The organism is Bacillus sp. FSL K6-0993 (assembly GCF_037977205.1).
Taxonomy (GTDB): Bacteria; Bacillota; Bacilli; order Bacillales; family Bacillaceae; genus Bacillus; species Bacillus subtilis.
In genome coordinates this window covers 3,351,480-3,366,268 of record NZ_CP150275.1, presented here as the reverse complement: position 1 = coordinate 3,366,268, position 14,789 = coordinate 3,351,480, and the positions used below count along the sequence as shown (strand labels likewise).

Sequence of the window (14,789 nt, the reverse complement as noted above, 5' to 3'; positions counted from 1 at the left end):
GGAAAGGATCATGGCGATGAAAATCGGTACTGACGCTTTTAAAGAGCGGGTATCACAGGGGATTGATAATGAATTTATGAGAGGCGCTGTTTCGGGTGCACAGGAGCGTCTGCGGACGCGGCGCCTAGAGGCAGCAGAAGAACTGGGAAACTGGGAGGAGTGGCGCTCATTATCAGAGGAAATCAGGCAGCATGTCCTTGAAAACCTTGATTTCTATCTTGGACAGCTTGCCGAAAATGTGGCGAAAAGAGGCGGACATGTCTATTTCGCGGAAACAGCGGAAGAGGCGTCTTCTTATATTCGTGATGTCATTCAAAAGAAGAACGGGAAAAAGATTGTGAAATCTAAATCAATGGTCACAGAGGAAATCAATCTGAATGAGGTGCTGGAGAAGGAAGGCTGTGAAGTCGTAGAAACCGATCTCGGCGAGTACATTTTGCAGATTGATGATCACGATCCGCCGTCACATATCGTAGCGCCCGCCCTTCATAAAAATAAAGAGCAGATACGCGATGTGTTTAAAGAAAGACTGGACTATCAACATACAGAAAAACCGGAAGAGCTGGTGATGCATGCGCGCGCCATTCTCCGGAAAAAGTTTCTGGAAGCGGATATCGGCATTACTGGCTGTAACTTCGCCATCGCTGACACGGGTTCCGTCAGCCTTGTGACCAATGAAGGAAATGGACGGCTTGTGAGCACCTTGCCGAAAACACAAATTACCGTCATGGGAATGGAGCGGATTGTCCCGTCATTTTCTGAATTTGAAGTGCTAGTCAGCATGCTGACAAGAAGTGCTGTCGGACAGCGGCTGACAAGTTATATTACAGCTTTGACGGGTCCGAAGCTGGAAGGTGAAGTGGACGGTCCGGAAGAATTCCATCTTGTCATCGTTGACAATGGACGATCCAATATCCTTGGAACGGAATTCCAGTCTGTGCTGCAATGTATCCGCTGTGCCGCCTGTATCAATGTCTGTCCTGTGTACCGCCATGTCGGCGGACATTCATACGGCTCAATCTACTCGGGGCCGATCGGAGCGGTTTTATCGCCGTTGCTCGGCGGTTATGACGATTATAAGGAGCTGCCGTACGCGTCTTCACTGTGCGCTGCTTGTTCAGAAGCCTGCCCGGTCAAAATCCCGCTTCATGAGCTGCTACTCAAGCATCGTCAGAATATCGTCGAAAAAGAAGGAAGAGCGCCGATCAGTGAAAAGCTTGCAATGAAAGCATTCGGACTTGGCGCATCCTCTTTATCGCTTTACAAAATGGGCTCAAAATGGGCGCCGGCCGCCATGACGCCTTTTACAGAGGACGAAAAAATTTCGAAAGGGCCCGGCCCGCTTAAAAATTGGACCCAGATCCGCGACTTCCCGGCACCGCATAAATCGAGATTCAGAGACTGGTTTGCGGACAGAGAAACAAGTGAACGCACGAAGGAGGAGCAGTGATGACGAAGGGAACCATTCAGAATCAAGAGAGCTTTTTAAACCGAATCGCATCCAGCCTGGGCCGTGAAAGAAGAACAGGAGGCGTGTCAGTCCCTGAATGGGCGCATCAGCCGCAATATAAAACACTTGAAGGATATTCAGCGGATGACTTAGTCACAGTGCTCAAAAACCATTGTGTCAAAATCCATACAGAGCTGATTGAAACGGATTCAACCGGCCTTTACGATGCCCTGCGTGAGCAAGTCAGCCGCTTTTCCGGAGGCCCTGTCATCATTCCGAAGGACCCCCGCTTTGAAGAATACGGACTGAAAAGCCTGCTCAACAAGGACTGGCCGAGTGAAGGAACGCCGGTCTGGGAGTGGGATGCTGACAAAGGCGAGGACAATATCAAAAAAGCGGAGCAAGCCAATGTAGGGATTACATTCAGCGAAATGACATTGGCTGAGTCGGGGACGGTTGTCCTCTTCTCCTCAAAAGACATCGGCCGATCTGTCAGCCTTCTGCCGACGACTTATATTGCGATCGTGCCGAAATCAAGCATTGTACCGAGAATGACACAAGCCAGTGATATCATCCGCCAAAACATTGCGGACGGTGTCACTGTTCCTTCATGTATCAACTACATTACCGGACCGAGCAACTCAGCAGACATTGAAATGGATTTAGTTGTAGGAGTGCACGGACCTGTAAAGGCAGCATATATTCTCGTCTCTGACCGCTGAACTCAGGAAGCCCGGCAGGCATATGCCGGGCTTTTTGCTTGAGAAAAACTTCAACTTCCAATTTTTTGGCCGATGAGAAGAGTATGACTTGAAATAGGAGGAAATGCGATGAAAAAATGGCTGATCATAGCGGTTTCACTGGCGATTGCGATTGTTCTGTTTATGTATACAAAAACAGAAGCGAAGGCAGCCGGAATGACACTAGGCTACACGACTGGGGATACGGCTTCATACAATTCTCTTACGAAATATCATACATACATGAATGCCATCGCAACCGATACGTTTGCGTTTGAAAAAAACGGACATGTGATTGGCGATGCCCCAACTAAGCAGCTGACATATGCGAAAAAGAAAAAAATCAAGACATGGGCTGTCATTTCAAACTATAATGATGCCATTTATGATTTTGACGGAGATTTAGCGAGTCGGGTCATGAGCAATAAAACAGCGAAAAAACGATTCACAGATCAGTTAATTACACTGGCCAAAAAGCACTCATATTACGGAATCAATATCGATTTTGAAGCAGTAAATCCAGAAGACCGCGCTGCGTACTCGAACTTCATTCAATATGTCTCACAGGCTTTGAATAAGAAACATATTAAAACAATGGTATCCGTTCCGGCCAAAAGCGCCGATGATAAAAATGATGACTGGAGCTGGCCGTATGATTATGCGAAAATCGGCAAATATGCCGACTTCGTACAAGTCATGACCTACGACGAACATGGCATTTGGGGTGAGCCGGGGTCAGTGGCAAGCACAAACTGGATCAAAAGCTCTCTGCAGTTTTCAGTCAAAAAGATCAAAGCCAATAAAGTCATCATGGGAATCCCTGCGTACGGCTATGACTGGGATGTAAAAGACGGAAGTACCAGCACAATAAGGGAATGGAATGAGCTTAAATCCCTCATCAAAAAACAAAAAGCAAAGCCGGCATTCAACAAAAAATCAGGCTCGATGACGTTTTCTTATGTTGACAAAAAGAAGCATAAACATGTTGTGTGGTATGAAAACGAAAAAACCGTTCAAACGAAAAGCCATCTGGCAAAGCAATATAAAATAGCAGGTGTTTCAGTTTACGCATTAGGAAACGAGTCAGAATCCTTTTGGAAAGCCATTCGAAAAGGGACAAAATAACAGTTTCTTTTTTCTCTGAAGTTATTGACAGTTAAAAGAGAAGCACGTATATTATGTTAATATATTCAGATCATAAAATTTGAGTTTTTCAGAAAACTAAAACACATAGATTGGGAGCAGTAAAAGAAAGTGATCAGAACAGAGAGTTGCGGGGTGGTGCGACGCAGCCTGATTCTTCTTTGAACTCGCCCGGGAGTGGTAAGACGGAACGGAATAGATTGAATGTTCCCTATGTTTTAACGGCTAACCTTCGTTACAGGTCAAAAGCAGGATTCTTCATGAAGAATCAACAAGAGTGGTACCGCGGTCAGCCGAAGGCTCGTCGTCTCTTTATCTATTAGATTAGGTAGGAGACGGCGGGCTTTTTTGTTTTTGAAAACGAGAAGGAGAGGTAGAAGAGGATGAAAAACGACAATCAAACGTTAAAACGCACGATGACGTCCCGCCATATTATGATGATGGCGCTGGGCGGAGCAATCGGCGCAGGTTTATTTAAGGGGAGCAGCTCAGCGATCGATGTGGCAGGGCCATCTGTCATTATCGCATACCTGCTCGGCGGGATTATTTTGCTGTTTATTATGCAGGGGCTGGCGGAAATGGCTGTTCGAAACCGTAACGCCAGAACCTTCCGTGATCTTGTCCAGCAGGTATTGGGAAATTACGCCGCTTACTTTTTGGACTGGATCTACTGGAAAATGTGGGTGCTTAACATTGCGGCTGAAGCTGTTGTAGCTGCGATTTTCATTCAATATTGGCTGCCGGGCTGCCCGATCTGGGTGTTGGCATTAGGAATTTCTCTTATCGTCACGATTGTAAACTTGCTTTCTGTTAAAATCTTCGCCGAAACTGAATATTGGCTGGCAATGATCAAGATTACCGTTATTATTATCTTTATTATTCTGGGATTGCTGCTCTTATTTGTATCATTCGGTGATCATACAGCATCCGGATTTTCCAACCTGACAGACCACGGCGGATTTTTCCCGCACGGCGGCACAGGGCTGATCACGGCGATGCTTGTCGTCATCTACTCTTACGGCGGTACAGAAATTATCGGTGTAACGCTTGCAGAGACAAAGAATCCGGAAAAGGTTGTCCCGAAAGCTGTCCGCAGCACACTGACACGGATTGTCGCGTTTTACCTGCTGCCGTTTTTCATCATCGTCAGCCTGATTCCATGGAACCAAGTCAATTCCGTTCCGGAAAGTCCTTTCGTGATGGTCTTTAAAATGGTAGGCATTCCGGGCGCGGATCATATCATGAATGCAGTCATCCTGTTGGCGATCATTTCTTCTATGAATTCAGGTTTATACGGATCATCACGCATTTTGTATACACAGGCAAGTGACGGAAGGCTTCCAAAGGTCTTCTCTAAGCTTTCATCGAAAAACGTACCGATGTTTGCGATTCTGATGTGCACTTCTTCTCTCTATATTGGCGTATTGATTTCTCTGTTCGCAGGAAGCCAAACATTTAATTATTTAATGGGATCATTGGGATATACCGTTTTATTCATTTGGCTGATCATCGGATTCGCCCATTTGAAATCGAGAAAACAGCAAACGGAAACACCCGCCTATTATGTAAAATGGTTCCCGTACACGACATGGTTTGCGATTGTGGCATTACTCGCCATTCTGATCGGGGTCATCATGACAACATCAATTGTCATTACCGGCATTACTGCGGCGATCTACCTTTTGATTACAGTTGCATATTTGGTTAAAGGACGCAAGCATCAGTAAATAAGAAACCCTCTTGCCGCATCCGGCAAGAGGGTTTCTTATTATTGTGCAGCTTTCTCGTTTATACCAATGGCCGCTGCTTTCTGCGCTTTTGATTTTGTATTCACGAGACAGATGCTCGTGACAATCAGCAGCAGCCCTGCCAAGAGGCTAAGGGTGAGCGGTTCATGCAGGAAAATGGAGCTGGCCACGATTGATATGAGCGGAATCAAAAAAGTATAAGATGCGACCTTGCTTGCTTCTCCTGAACCGACAAGCGTAAAAAAGACAAGCCAGCCGAGCGCGATAACGAATACGGAGATGAACAGCAGGCTCGTAATAAACGGAGCTGTCCATTGGATCGCCGAAAAGCTTTCTGTCCAAAAGCCGGATATAAGCAGAAACACGCTTCCGATCGTCAGCTGCAGAGCGACCATCCAGATGGAATCGACGCGGCTGCCTGTTTTTTTCATATATACCGTCCCGAGCGCCCAGCTGATTGCGGAGCCGAGAGCCAGCAGAACCCCAATGACAGAAATATGCCCGCCAAAGCCCGCAGCACTAATGACGGCTACTCCCGCAAAACCGAGGATGAGGCCGATCACTTTCATTACAAACATGGATTCGCCGAGCCACAGCCAAGAAAATACACCCATCAGAACAGGCTGGAAGAAGACGATTGCAGAAAACAGGCCGGCCGGAAGATAATTCAGCCCGATCGTTTGCAGGCCGTAGAATAACGTAATATTTAAAAGAGCAGAAACAAGATAAATCGGCCACGTTTCTTTTAAGCGTAATTTATGAATACGCGGCAGTGCGACAATGACTAATAAAAGCCCGCCGATCAGCGTTCGGATGCCCGCGAACAATAACGGCGGAGAATAGGCGAGCGCGGCTTTGGACAGCGGCCAATTGACGCCCCACATGATGACGAGAAATGCGAGCAGGAGAGCTGTCCGCGTTTTTGAGAGCTGCTTCATTGTTATTCACTCCTTGTAGAACTTTTCCATCATATGATACGGTAGAACATAAGATAAATAAAATGAATCTTTTTTATAAGGAGCATAAGTATATTGTTATGACCATTACACAATTAAAGGTTTTTGTGAAAATAGCTGAAACGGGAAGCTTTACAAAAGCGGGTCAGGCGCTGAACATGACACAGCCGGCTGTCAGCCATGCGATTTCTGCGATCGAAGCTGAGCTTGATGTAAAGCTGATCATACGTGACCGCCGCAATGGCCTGATGCTGACAGATACGGGAAAACAGATCTTAGTACACATCAGAGAAGTCTTAAAAGGCATTGAAAAAGTTGAGCAGGTAGCAGCAGCGGAAAAAGGGCTTGAACTGGGAACGATCCATATCGGCACATTCTCAACAGCTTCGGCTTATTTTATGCCGAAGCTGATCAGTGCATTTAAACAAAAATATCCGAAACTTGAGCTCGTGCTGCACGAGGGAACTGTAAATGAAGTCAAGGAATGGCTTCATACGCGGATGATAGATGTTGGGATTCTTCTGTATCCAACAGAGGAGATGGAGTACATTCATTTGAAAAAAGACAAAATGGCTGTCGTGCTCAGGGACGATCACCCGCTTGCCAGTCATTCGGCCATTACGCTGAAAGATCTTGACCATGAACCGATGATCGTCTGTGACGGAGGCTATGAATCACCATTTGTCGATATGTTCAGGCAGGCGGGCGCTACGCTGCACCCAGCTTTCACGGTCTATAACATCAACACCTCGATCAGTATGATCAGAGAAGGCTTGGGCCTGGCCATTTTATCAGAAATGTCCATGTCAGGGATGCCGCTTCCGGAGCATGTGGTGACCCGGGACTTGGACCCGCAGGTATACCGTGATGTGCAGCTTGCTGTTCCGTCGCTAAAGGAGGCTTCTCTGGCGGCTAAGCTCTTTATTGAGATGGCTAAGGAGCTGTTTGGAGCAGAATAGCGGTCCAAAGCGTTCGTTTTATATTGTTCGAATTTCATCGAATCAAATTCTTTTATTCCTGAATGCAGTTGTGTTATGGTGTGATAGAAGTTCTTTCAATCATGACCTGACAGCTTTGGGCTGTTTACTGATAACACATTTGCAAAGGAGAACAATATGTCTAACAACCAACGCAAAGATACCTTGCTTTCTGTCTTGAATTTATCTCCGGTTGTTCAGGGAGGAACGATTGCAGAATCATTCCGAAACAGCATGGACTTGGCGCGCCGGGCAGAGGAATGGGGCTATCACCGTTACTGGCTTGCTGAACATCATAATATAGAAGGTGTTGCAAGCTCCGCCACTGCAGTTTTGATTGGCCATATTGCCGGAGGCACGAAGAAAATCCGCGTCGGTTCCGGCGGCATTATGCTCCCGAACCACTCTTCATTAGTCATTGCTGAACAATTCGGCACACTGGAAACACTGTATCCCGGGCGGATTGATCTGGGGCTTGGACGAGCGCCGGGAACAGACCAATTGACAGCCAGAGCGCTCCGCAGAAACATCAACAGCGGTGAGGATTTTCCAGAACAATTAGAGGAACTGCGCAATTATTTTAAACCGTCAGGAAATGTGCGCAATCAAGTTCGCGCCATTCCCGGAGAGGGCATAGATGTGCCGATTTGGCTACTGGGCTCAAGCGGCTTCAGCGCCCGTCTGGCAGGGGAACTAGGTCTTCCGTTTGCCTTTGCCGCTCATTTCTCACCGGCGAATACGGTTCCTGCATTGGAGCTGTACCGCGATTCCTTCACGCCGTCAGACGTGCTCGACGAACCGTATGCGATGGTCGGTGTCACCATTATCGCGGCAGATACAAACGAGAAAGCGCAGCACCTTGCGACTTCGCATTATCAAAGGTTTCTTGATCTTGTCCGGGGTACGCCGAACCAGCTTAAACCGCCTGTTGAGGATATGGATCAAATCTGGAGCCCGTATGAAAAAGCGATGGTCAATGAGCAGCTGAGCTCCACGATTGTCGGGGGTCCGGAAGAAGTGAAGGCGAAGCTTGAAGATTTCGTCAAAACGACACAGGCTGACGAAATTATGGTTAACTCAGAAACCTTTGAACACGCAGACAGAATGCGTTCGTTTGAAATCATCGCTGACGTTTGGAAAAACAGATAACAGCTATAAAAAAAGCAATGTAGCGGGGAGACCCATACATTGCTTTTTTATTCATTCAGTTTTCGTGCGGACTGGCGAATGATCAACTCAGGCTCAAATATAACATCCTCTTGCTTCGGCTTTTTATGCTCTAAGCAGTCAATGACATATTTGGCGGCTGCTTTTCCAAGCACTGATTTCGGATGTTTGACAGAGGTTAGTTTCACTTCTGAGATTTGGGCGAAATGTGAATCATCATACCCGACGATAGACATATCCTCCGGCACTTTAAGATCCATCTCCCTCAGCATATCAATCACTTTCAGCGCAATTTCATCGTTATAACAAAGAATGGCTGTCGGCATGTGCTTGCTGTTTTTCTCCAGTGTGGCTTTTACTTTCTCCAGAAGTTTTGATTCTTTTTCTTCCGTTGTAAATGTCACGATCATATCCGGAGAAGGAAACAACTCACGCTCCCGGTGCGCCTGTATAAATCCGTTCATCCGTTTCACGCCTTGTGTGTCATCAGCTTTAAAAATACCCATCATATGCGTGTGGCCGAGAGAAAGCAAATGCTCCGCCGCCATCATCCCGCCTTTCACATCATCCAAGGTAAAACTTGGCGCGGCAAGCTCGGCATATGACGCGTTAATCATCGCAAAAGGAATGCCGTTTTTCTCCAAGTTCAGATAATAGCCGATGTTTGGGGTTTGAAGGGCGCTTTTTGTCGGTTCTACGATGAGTCCGTCAATATGCTGGGATAGCAGGTTTTCTAAGCCTCTTCTTTCGTTGTCCGGGTTGTTGTTTGTGCTTGTCAAAAGCATAGAATACCCCTGCTCGCTTAAATAGGACTCGATTCCTCTGATGATGCTCGGGAAAATATAGTCTGATATGTAGGTTGTCAAAACACCGATCGTTTTATTTGAATGCAGCGCTGACTTAGCAGAGCGTGAAGCGACAAAGGTGCCTCCGCCTTGCACGCTGTACAGCAGACCTTGTGATACGAGGTCTCCGATCGCTTTGCGGATGGTATGCCGGCTGACGCCGAATTGCTGCATTAATTCGTTTTCGGTAGGGATTTTTTGATCGGGCAGTATTTTGCCTTGATTAATCCATGAACTGATTTCTTCTTTTACTTGCGCGTATTTTGGTAACATATCCATTCCTCCAAAATGTATACGGACAAATTTCAGTATATCACAGCGTTCTTTGTAAGAAAACATTGACAGAAAATGCAAACAAGATTATTCTATATTTGTACGTACTAATTAAATGTAATTTTCGTTAAATTTTAATATAAGTACGTACAATTGAAAAGTATAATGTAAACGCTTTACTCAACATTCGGGAGGGCAGGGAAATGAAGAATACTCCAACTCAATTAGAACCAAATGTTCCTGTAACAAGAAGCCATTCAATGGGATTTGTCATTTTGATCTCATGTGCGGCGGGGCTTGGCGGCTTATTGTATGGCTATGACACGGCAGTGATTTCTGGCGCCATCGGTTTTCTGAAAGATTTATACAGCCTGAGTCCGTTTATGGAGGGACTTGTCATTTCAAGCATTATGATTGGAGGAGTTGTTGGCGTCGGGATATCCGGATTTTTAAGTGACAGATTCGGCCGGAGAAAAATTTTAATGACAGCCGCTTTGTTATTTGCGATATCAGCAATCGTTTCAGCGCTTTCTCAAGACGTGTCCACCTTAATCATTGCAAGGATTATCGGGGGGCTTGGAATCGGGATGGGCTCATCGCTCTCTGTTACGTATATTACAGAAGCGGCACCGCCCGCCATACGCGGAAGTTTGTCTTCCTTATATCAGCTCTTTACGATACTGGGTATTTCCGCAACATACTTTATTAATCTAGCTGTGCAGCGGTCTGGAACATACGAATGGGGCGTGCACACCGGCTGGAGATGGATGCTTGCTTATGGAATGGTGCCGTCCGTCATCTTTTTCCTTGTCCTGCTCGTCGTCCCGGAAAGTCCGAGATGGCTGGCGAAAGCGGGCAAAACAAATGAAGCTTTAAAGATACTGACACGTATTAATGGAGAAACTGTTGCAAAAGAAGAATTAAAGAACATTGAGAACTCTTTAAAAATAGAACAAATGGGGTCGCTCTCCCAGCTGTTTAAGCCGGGTCTCAGGAAGGCGCTTGTCATTGGAATCCTGCTGGCGCTGTTTAACCAAGTCATCGGCATGAACGCGATTACTTACTATGGGCCGGAAATCTTTAAAATGATGGGATTCGGGCAAAACGCCGGATTTGTGACGACTTGTATCGTCGGGGTTGTAGAAGTCATTTTTACCGTTATTGCGGTGTTGCTGATCGATAAAGTCGGACGAAAAAAACTGATGTCCATCGGTTCTGCTTTTATGGCTATTTTTATGATTTTAATCGGGACGTCGTTTTATTTTGAGTTAACAAGCGGGATCATGATGATCGTCCTTATATTAGGTTTTGTCGCTGCTTTCTGTGTCTCGGTCGGACCGATCACATGGATTATGATTTCTGAAATCTTCCCGAACCATCTGCGTGCGCGGGCCGCGGGCATTGCGACCATCTTTTTATGGGGAGCAAACTGGGCGATCGGACAGTTTGTGCCAATGATGATCGATTCTTTCGGGCTCGCCTATACATTTTGGATCTTTGCGGTGATTAACATCCTTTGTTTCCTGTTTGTCGTTACGATCTGTCCGGAAACGAAGAACAAATCGCTCGAGGAAATTGAAAAGCTTTGGATAAAATGAAAACGCTTTAATGAAACAGCCCTTTCTACGGGAAGGGCTGTTTATATTGGGATGCACCATTTGGCGCTTTCTGTATAAGATAAAGATATATAGGATAAAATATTGCTGGATAAAACGACGCGGCATGAAAACTCTGCGAATATTGTCGATGAATTGGCTCTTAACAGTTGAATAAACAATTCCACCCTGTTAAAATAATTAAAGAAAGCAGAAATGATTTTTTTTGGCTATGACGGGACGTTTTTTGTCATAGCGGGACATATAATGTCCAGCAAAAAAGGAAGGAACGTTTGAGTCATGAACCAGTTAATACAAGCTCAAAAAAAATTATTGCCTGATCTTCTGCTCGTTATGCAAAAGAGGTTTGAAATCTTGCAGTATATCAGGCTGACAGAACCCATCGGGCGAAGAAGCCTCTCTGCCAGTCTCGGAATCAGCGAGCGTGTGCTGAGGGGCGAGGTTCAGTTTTTAAAGGAACAGAACCTGGTCGATATTAAGACAAACGGCATGACATTGACAGAAGAGGGCTATGAACTGCTTTCTGTTTTGGAAGATACGATGAAAGATGTTTTAGGTTTGACTCTTTTGGAAAAGACATTAAAAGAACGTTTAAATCTAAAGGATGCCATTATCGTATCCGGAGACAGCGACCAATCCCCATGGGTCAAAAAAGAAATGGGAAGAGCGGCTGTCGCATGTATGAAAAAAAGATTTTCAGGCAAAAATATCGTCGCTGTAACTGGCGGTACGACAATTGAAGCTGTCGCCGAAATGATGACGCCGGATTCTAAAAACCGCGAGCTTTTGTTTGTGCCTGCAAGAGGCGGTTTAGGCGAAGACGTGAAAAACCAGGCGAACACCATATGCGCGCATATGGCGGAGAAGGCTTCAGGCACTTACCGGCTTTTGTTTGTTCCGGGACAGCTGTCACAAGGCGCCTATTCATCTATTATTGAAGAGCCTTCTGTCAAAGAGGTGCTGAACACTATTAAATCAGCGAGTATGCTGGTTCATGGAATCGGCGAAGCTAAAACTATGGCTCAGCGCAGAAACACGCCTTTAGAAGACTTAAAGAAAATAGATGATAACGACGCGGTGACAGAAGCGTTCGGCTACTATTTTAACGCGGACGGCGAAGTGGTTCACAAAGTGCATTCTGTCGGAATGCAGCTGGATGACATAGACGCCATCCCCGATATTATTGCGGTAGCGGGCGGATCATCAAAAGCCGAAGCGATCGAGGCTTACTTTAAAAAGCCACGCAACACGGTTCTCGTCACAGACGAAGGAGCCGCAAAGAAGTTATTAAGGGATGAATAATCCCTCAATATAAATATCTCTCACTTATTTAAAGGAGGAAACAATCATGGCAGTAAAAGTCGGTATTAACGGTTTTGGTCGTATTGGACGTAACGTATTCCGCGCAGCATTAAACAATCCTGAAGTTGAGGTAGTAGCGGTTAACGATTTAACAGATGCTAACATGCTGGCTCACCTTTTACAATATGATTCTGTACACGGAAAATTAGACGCTGAAGTTTCAGTTGACGGTAACAACCTTGTTGTTAACGGCAAAACAATTGAAGTTTCTGCAGAACGCGATCCTGCTAAACTTAGCTGGGGCAAACAAGGCGTTGAAATCGTAGTTGAATCTACTGGTTTCTTCACAAAACGCGCAGACGCTGCGAAACACTTAGAAGCTGGCGCGAAAAAAGTAATCATCTCTGCTCCTGCTAACGAAGAAGATATCACAATCGTTATGGGTGTTAACGAAGATAAATACGATGCGGCTAACCACGATGTTATCTCTAACGCATCTTGCACAACAAACTGCCTTGCGCCGTTTGCAAAAGTACTTAACGATAAATTCGGCATCAAACGCGGTATGATGACAACTGTTCACTCTTACACAAACGATCAGCAAATCCTTGATCTTCCGCACAAAGACTACCGTCGTGCGCGTGCAGCAGCTGAAAACATCATCCCAACATCAACTGGTGCTGCTAAAGCAGTTTCTCTAGTTCTTCCTGAACTAAAAGGCAAACTGAACGGTGGAGCAATGCGTGTTCCAACTCCAAACGTTTCTCTAGTTGACTTGGTTGCTGAACTGAACCAAGAAGTAACAGCTGAAGAAGTAAACGCAGCTCTTAAAGAAGCGGCTGAAGGCGACCTTAAAGGAATCCTTGGCTACAGCGAAGAGCCATTAGTTTCTGGCGACTACAACGGAAACAAAAACTCTTCTACAATCGATGCTCTTTCTACAATGGTTATGGAAGGCAGCATGGTAAAAGTAATCTCTTGGTACGATAACGAAAGCGGCTACTCTAACCGCGTTGTTGACCTTGCAGCTTACATCGCAAAAAAAGGTCTTTAATTTATAGCTGAAAAAGGACCTGACTTGGTTCTTTCGAATAGAAGCGCTATAATGAAAGCGGACAAGGGAAGGGGACGGACTCCCTTTCCCTTTTTCCATGAAGACCGGCTTTCAGAAAACGCTCTGTGATAGAGAAACGACCGCGTTTTAAGCAGCTTTGCCGGCGCTTTCGCCTAAGGCCGCTGCCCTGGCTTTTAGACGAACTGCCCTGTGCCGAAAAAGACTGCGATCTGCCCTAGCGGAGTTATCGCTTGAACAGACGGTTTCACGTTTTTCGTGCTGTATGCAAACCATTTTGAAGGAGGATCTCCTAGGCATGAATAAGAAAACTCTCAAAGACATCGACGTAAAAGGCAAAGTTGTATTCTGCCGCGTCGACTTTAACGTTCCAATGAAAGACGGGGAAGTAACAGACGATACACGTATCCGTGCTGCGCTTCCAACAATCAAACACCTTGCAGACCAAGGCGCGAAAGTCCTTCTTGCGAGCCACTTAGGCCGCCCGAAAGGCGAAGTGGTTGAGGAGCTTCGTTTAACTCCTGTCGCTGCACGTCTCGGCGAACTGCTTGGCAAAGAAGTGAAAAAAGCGGATGAAGCATACGGCGATGCTGTAAAAGCACAAATTTCCGAGATGAAGGACGGAGACGTTCTTGTATTGGAAAACGTACGTTTCTATCCTGGTGAAGAGAAAAATGATCCTGAGCTTGCAAAAGCATTTGCTGAGCTTGCAGATGTATATGTAAATGACGCATTCGGTGCTGCCCACCGTGCTCACGCATCTACAGCTGGAATTGCCGAGCATCTGCCAGCAGTTGCAGGTTTCTTAATGGAAAAAGAGCTTGATGTACTTGGAAAAGCGGTTTCCAATCCTGACCGCCCGTTTACAGCGATCATCGGCGGAGCGAAAGTAAAAGACAAAATCGGCGTAATCGAAAGTCTTCTTGATAAAGTAGACAACCTGATCATCGGCGGAGGTCTTGCTTATACTTTCGTAAAAGCGCTTGGCTATGAAGTCGGTAAATCTCTTCTTGAAGAGGATAAAATCGAGCTTGCGAAATCATTTATGGACCGCGCTAAAGAAAAAGGCGTTAACTTCTACATGCCTGAAGATGTACTCGTTGCAGATGATTTCTCTAACGATGCAAACGTGAAAATTGTGCCGATCTCTGAAATCCCTAGTGATTTAGAAGCAATCGACATTGGTACGAAAACACGCGAAACGTATGCTGACGTCATCAAAAACAGCAAACTTGTCGTGTGGAACGGACCAATGGGCGTATTCGAAATCGACTTGTTCGCTCAAGGAACAAAAGCGGTTGCGGAAGCATTGGCAGAGGCGAAAGATACATACTCTGTCATCGGCGGAGGAGACTCTGCGGCAGCGGTTGAAAAATTCGGCCTTGCCGACAAAATGAGCCACATCTCAACAGGCGGCGGCGCATCCCTTGAGTTTATGGAAGGCAAAGAGCTTCCAGGGGTAGCTGCACTGAACGATAAATAATCTCAAAACTGCTATAA

General features: G+C 45.9%; 12 protein-coding genes and 1 other annotated feature. Of the genes, 10 read left to right on the top strand and 2 right to left on the bottom strand.

Annotation, left to right across the window (positions count from 1 at the left end; translation table 11 throughout):
- Positions 1 to 10 precede the first annotated feature (10 nt).
- From lutB to MHH79_RS17510, 4 genes are all read left to right on the top strand, one after another.
- Positions 11 to 1,450: a lactate utilization iron-sulfur protein LutB gene (gene lutB, locus MHH79_RS17525; RefSeq protein ID WP_014480926.1), complete on the top strand. Its 1,440-nt coding sequence runs from the start codon at positions 11 to 13 to the stop codon at positions 1,448 to 1,450.
- A complete protein-coding gene (lutC, locus tag MHH79_RS17520) occupies positions 1,450 to 2,172 on the top strand; it encodes a lactate utilization protein LutC (RefSeq protein WP_015384675.1) in 723 nt (240 codons plus the stop codon). The genes lutB and lutC overlap by 1 nt, the downstream gene beginning before the upstream one ends.
- 108 nt (positions 2,173 to 2,280) lie before the next feature.
- Entirely contained in the window at positions 2,281 to 3,315 is a 1,035-nt protein-coding gene (locus MHH79_RS17515; RefSeq protein ID WP_029318387.1) for a glycoside hydrolase family 18 protein, read from the top strand.
- Positions 3,316 to 3,412: 97 nt separating this feature from the next.
- Positions 3,413 to 3,648: a binding site (T-box leader), on the top strand.
- A 68-nt stretch (positions 3,649 to 3,716) separates the two neighbouring features.
- Positions 3,717 to 5,060 (top strand): amino acid permease, encoded by a 1,344-nt coding sequence (locus MHH79_RS17510; RefSeq protein WP_003228313.1) that lies wholly within the window; start codon positions 3,717 to 3,719, stop codon positions 5,058 to 5,060.
- A gap of 41 nt (positions 5,061 to 5,101) precedes the next feature.
- On the opposite strand, the gene MHH79_RS17505 is transcribed toward MHH79_RS17510, so the two are convergent.
- On the bottom strand, positions 5,102 to 6,019 hold the full coding sequence (locus MHH79_RS17505; RefSeq protein ID WP_029946021.1) for a DMT family transporter: 918 nt from the start codon (positions 6,017 to 6,019) through the stop codon (positions 5,102 to 5,104).
- A 98-nt stretch (positions 6,020 to 6,117) separates the two neighbouring features.
- On the opposite strand from MHH79_RS17505, the gene MHH79_RS17500 reads away from it, so the two are divergent.
- Both MHH79_RS17500 and MHH79_RS17495 read left to right on the top strand, forming a co-directional pair.
- Positions 6,118 to 6,996 carry a LysR family transcriptional regulator gene (locus MHH79_RS17500; protein ID WP_015384672.1) on the top strand — a complete coding sequence of 293 codons (879 nt, stop codon included), beginning with the start codon at positions 6,118 to 6,120 and terminating at the stop codon, positions 6,994 to 6,996.
- A 156-nt stretch (positions 6,997 to 7,152) separates the two neighbouring features.
- The gene (locus MHH79_RS17495) at positions 7,153 to 8,163 is read left to right on the top strand and encodes an LLM class flavin-dependent oxidoreductase (RefSeq protein ID WP_015483710.1); all 1,011 of its coding nucleotides are present in this window, start codon (positions 7,153 to 7,155) and stop codon (positions 8,161 to 8,163) included.
- Between the two features lie 47 nt (positions 8,164 to 8,210).
- Here MHH79_RS17495 and araR read toward each other — a convergent pair whose 3' ends face one another.
- Positions 8,211 to 9,299 carry an arabinose utilization transcriptional regulator AraR gene (gene araR, locus MHH79_RS17490; RefSeq protein ID WP_003243070.1) on the bottom strand — a complete coding sequence of 363 codons (1,089 nt, stop codon included), beginning with the start codon at positions 9,297 to 9,299 and terminating at the stop codon, positions 8,211 to 8,213.
- Between the two features lie 203 nt (positions 9,300 to 9,502).
- On the opposite strand from araR, the gene araE reads away from it, so the two are divergent.
- From araE to MHH79_RS17470, 4 genes are all read left to right on the top strand, one after another.
- A complete protein-coding gene (gene araE, locus MHH79_RS17485; RefSeq protein WP_003243899.1) occupies positions 9,503 to 10,897 on the top strand; it encodes an arabinose-proton symporter AraE in 1,395 nt (464 codons plus the stop codon).
- 297 nt (positions 10,898 to 11,194) lie between these two features.
- Positions 11,195 to 12,217 (top strand): gapA transcriptional regulator CggR, encoded by a 1,023-nt coding sequence (gene cggR / locus MHH79_RS17480; RefSeq protein ID WP_009968188.1) that lies wholly within the window; start codon positions 11,195 to 11,197, stop codon positions 12,215 to 12,217.
- A 46-nt stretch (positions 12,218 to 12,263) separates the two neighbouring features.
- Complete coding sequence (gap, locus tag MHH79_RS17475; RefSeq protein WP_003219957.1) at positions 12,264 to 13,271, top strand: type I glyceraldehyde-3-phosphate dehydrogenase; 1,008 nt, start codon at positions 12,264 to 12,266, stop codon at positions 13,269 to 13,271.
- A gap of 316 nt (positions 13,272 to 13,587) precedes the next feature.
- The gene (locus MHH79_RS17470) at positions 13,588 to 14,772 is read left to right on the top strand and encodes a phosphoglycerate kinase (protein WP_003243051.1); all 1,185 of its coding nucleotides are present in this window, start codon (positions 13,588 to 13,590) and stop codon (positions 14,770 to 14,772) included.
- The last annotated feature ends 17 nt before the right edge of the window (positions 14,773 to 14,789 follow it).